4 protein-coding genes are annotated in these 3,123 nt (G+C 61.0%); all 4 read left to right on the top strand.

Translation table 11 applies throughout. The features are described from left to right. Nucleotides 1-81: 81 nt before the first annotated feature. The 4 genes from tnpA to AB1I47_RS33545 all read left to right on the top strand — a co-directional run bounded on the left by tnpA (nucleotide 82) and on the right by AB1I47_RS33545 (nucleotide 3,066). The gene (gene tnpA / locus AB1I47_RS33560; RefSeq protein ID WP_354687953.1) at nucleotides 82-459 is read left to right on the top strand and encodes an IS66-like element accessory protein TnpA; all 378 of its coding nucleotides are present in this window, start codon (nucleotides 82-84) and stop codon (nucleotides 457-459) included. Beyond that, nucleotides 456-791, top strand: a complete 336-nt coding sequence (tnpB, locus tag AB1I47_RS33555) for an IS66 family insertion sequence element accessory protein TnpB (RefSeq protein WP_354687952.1) — start codon at nucleotides 456-458, stop codon at nucleotides 789-791. The genes tnpA and tnpB overlap by 4 nt, the downstream gene beginning before the upstream one ends. Before the next feature lie 81 nt (nucleotides 792-872). Beyond that, entirely contained in the window at nucleotides 873-2,429 is a 1,557-nt protein-coding gene (gene tnpC, locus AB1I47_RS33550; RefSeq protein ID WP_354687951.1) for an IS66 family transposase, read from the top strand. A gap of 64 nt (nucleotides 2,430-2,493) precedes the next feature. Continuing rightward, nucleotides 2,494-3,066, top strand: coding sequence for a GNAT family N-acetyltransferase (locus AB1I47_RS33545; RefSeq protein WP_354687950.1), 573 nt, complete (start codon nucleotides 2,494-2,496; stop codon nucleotides 3,064-3,066). Nucleotides 3,067-3,123: the final 57 nt, after the last annotated feature.

Here is a 3,123-nt window from a genome sequence, read left to right as displayed (position 1 = left end):
GCGTAAGCGCCCGGTGAACCCGTCTTGAAGGGCAGCCAGAGAGCAAGGAGCATCGTGTCCATCTAAATTCTTGGTGGACACGTGAACACTATCGAAGAGATCGCGCCGACACGGCGTCGACGTCGGCACAGCGCCGAGTTCAAGGCCAAAGCCGTCCAGGACTGCATGCAACCAGGTGTTTCGATCGCGGCAGTGGCCCTACACCATAGGTTGAATGCGAATCTGCTGCGGCGCTGGGTAGCCGAGCAGGAAGAGTTAGATGCCGCTGCCGAAGCCCGGGAATTGATGACGGTGCCGCAAGGCGAGTTCATCCCGCTGCAGATCGGCGAGCCCACGCCGACGCCTGCGATGCCGGATATACAGATCGAAGTGCGGCGCGGGGCCTCGACAATCAGTATTCGTTGGCCGGGATCGGCCGCAGCAGAGTGCGCCGAGTGGCTGCAGGGGTGGCTGCGTTGATCCGAGTCGAGGCGATCTGGCTAGCTACCGAGCCGCTGGATATGCGAGCGGGTACCGACACGGTGCTGGCGCGGGTGGTGAAGGTATTTGGGGCCGCCCGACCGCACCATGCTTATCTCTTTGCCAACAAGCGTGCCACCCGCATGAAGGTGCTGGTCTACGACGGCATCGGCATCTGGTTGGCGGCACGCCGGCTCAATAAGGGGCGCTTCATCTGGACCGACGGCATGACGGCGATCGCCACGCCGTTGTGCCGGGAGCAACTGGATGCACTGGTGCTGGGTCTGCCTTGGCAACGCCTGGGCCAGAACGGGGCGATCACCGTGCTGTAGTCGTGGCTTGGCACAGGGCACCAGCGTCCATTGGGGGCTGTGCCAATGGTTGGAGTGACCGGGAACTGGCAAGATTCGGACATGAATCCCGCCGAGAACCTGGACGATCTGAGCCCGCAGCAACTGCGCGAGTTGGCTGCGACGCTGCGGGCACAGATCCGGGAGCAGGACGCCGTCATTGCGCGCCACACGCAAGAACTGCGCTACCGGCAAACTAAGATCGATCAGCTCACTCATGAGCTAGCCATCCACAAGCGCTGGAAGTTCGGCAAACGCAGCGAGCAACTGACGTCGGCCCAGGCAAGCTTGCTGGAGGAAGCCCTTGATGCAGATCTTGAGGCGATCGAAGCCGAGCTGGAAGCTCTGATCCCGTCGTCCAAGTCGGAGCCCAAGAACAAGCCGAAACGCCAGACGCTGCCGCCCCAGTTGCCTCGCACTGAGATCCGTCACGAGCCAGAGTCCGAGACTTGCGCGTGCGGCTGCGCGCTCAAGCGCATTGGCGAAGACGTCAGCGAGAAGCTGGACTACACCCCCGGCGTGTTCACGGTCGAACGCCATGTCCGGGGTAAGTGGGTGTGCGGGCAATGCGAAACCCTCACGCAAGCACCGATTCCTCCTCACGTCATCGACAAGGGCATCCCCACCGCCGGACTGTTAGCGCATACGCTGGTGTCCAAGTTCGGCGACCATCTTCCTCTGTATCGGCAAGAACGCATCTACGCGCGCGCCGGCTTGGCGATCCCGCAATCGACGCTGGGCGCGTGGGTCGGCATCTGCGGTGTGCGTCTGCAACCGCTGGTGGACGCTCTGCAGGGGGAGGTATTGACCCAGAGCGTACTGCATGCCGACGAGACGCCGGTGCAGATGCTCTCGCCAGGCGATGGCAAGACGCATCGTGCCTATCTGTGGGCCTACGCGCCGAGCCAGCTCTCGTCGTTACGTGCAGTGGTCTATCAGTTTGCCCCTACCCGCAGCGGGGAACATGCCCGGGCATTCCTGCAGGACTGGCATGGCAAGCTGGTGTGCGACGACTTCTCTGGGTACAAGGCCAGCTTCGGCGGCGGCATCATCGAAATTGGGTGCATGGCGCACGCACGTCGCAAGTTCTTCGAGCTCCACGACAAGCACAAGAGCGAGTTGGCTGGCCAGGCGCTACGCTTCATTGCCGGGCTCTACGAGATCGAGCGAGAGGTGCGGGACGCAGAACCAGAAGTACGCCTGGAAGTGCGACAGCAGCGGGCCAGGCCAATCCTGGACGCACTGCATCTCTGGCTTGAAGAGCAAAGGCGGCGGGTGCCAGACGGTTCGGCCATCGCGCGCGCCATCGATTACAGCCGCAAACGCTGGGCGGCACTCGTGCGCTACCTCGAGGATCCAGCAGTGCCCATCGATAACAACCATATCGAAGGGCAGATACGGCCTATCGCTCTCGGAAGATCGAACTGGTTGTTCGCGGGCTCACTGCGCGCTGGGCAGCGTGCGGCTGCAGTCATGAGCCTGATCCAGTCGGCCAAGCTCAATGGGCATGATCCCTACGCCTACCTGAAAGACGTACTCACGCGACTGCCAACCCAGAAGACCGCCGACGTCGCTGAACTCCTGCCACATCGCTGGACTCCCGTCGAAGCTGCCATGTAACCCCGTTTGAACGGGTTCGCCGTCTGCATACAGTTTTCCATCGCCAATTACGGGTGAATCACTGATGAACCGCACATCGAGATTTCCTGCAGAAGGATTACACACCGAGCGCATCACCCTTCACCTAGCCAATCGCCGCTATGCGGAGGCTCTTCAAAGCTATTACACAGCCAATCGCGCCCACCTCAAACCTTGGGAGCCGTTGCGGCCCCGCTCCTTCTATACACTACAGTCGATCGAAAACCGACTAGAGGCGATGGAAAGGCAGATGGAGACCGAGAGCGCTCTATATCTGCTGCTGTTCAGGAGAGACGGTGGTCAACTTATCGGAGACTGCAACTTTACCAATATCGTCCGGGGGCCGTTCCAGGCATGTCATCTAGGCTTCTCGATTGCGCGGGACTATGAAGGGCAGGGCTTGATGCGCGAATGCTTGGCGACCGCCATCGAGTATGTGTTCGGTGAGCTTGGACTGCATCGCATCATGGCGAACTACCGACCTGAGAACGAGCGCAGCGCTCGGCTACTCACCGGACTTCGCTTTGAACGGGAAGGTATCGCCCGGGCCTACCTGAAGCTTAACGGCGCGTGGGCAGACCACGTCCTGACATCCTTGATCAATCCGACTGACTGTTAATTTTGATGGCCGGCAAGAGTCGCCGGACAATCAAGATGGGTTCACCGGTTGCTTACG

It is taken from the genome of Cupriavidus necator (assembly GCF_040578825.1).
In the GTDB taxonomy this organism is placed as follows: domain Bacteria; phylum Pseudomonadota; class Gammaproteobacteria; order Burkholderiales; family Burkholderiaceae; genus Cupriavidus; species Cupriavidus necator_E.
Note: the sequence above shows the minus strand (reverse complement) of the source record. Positions and strands in the feature narration are given on the sequence as shown.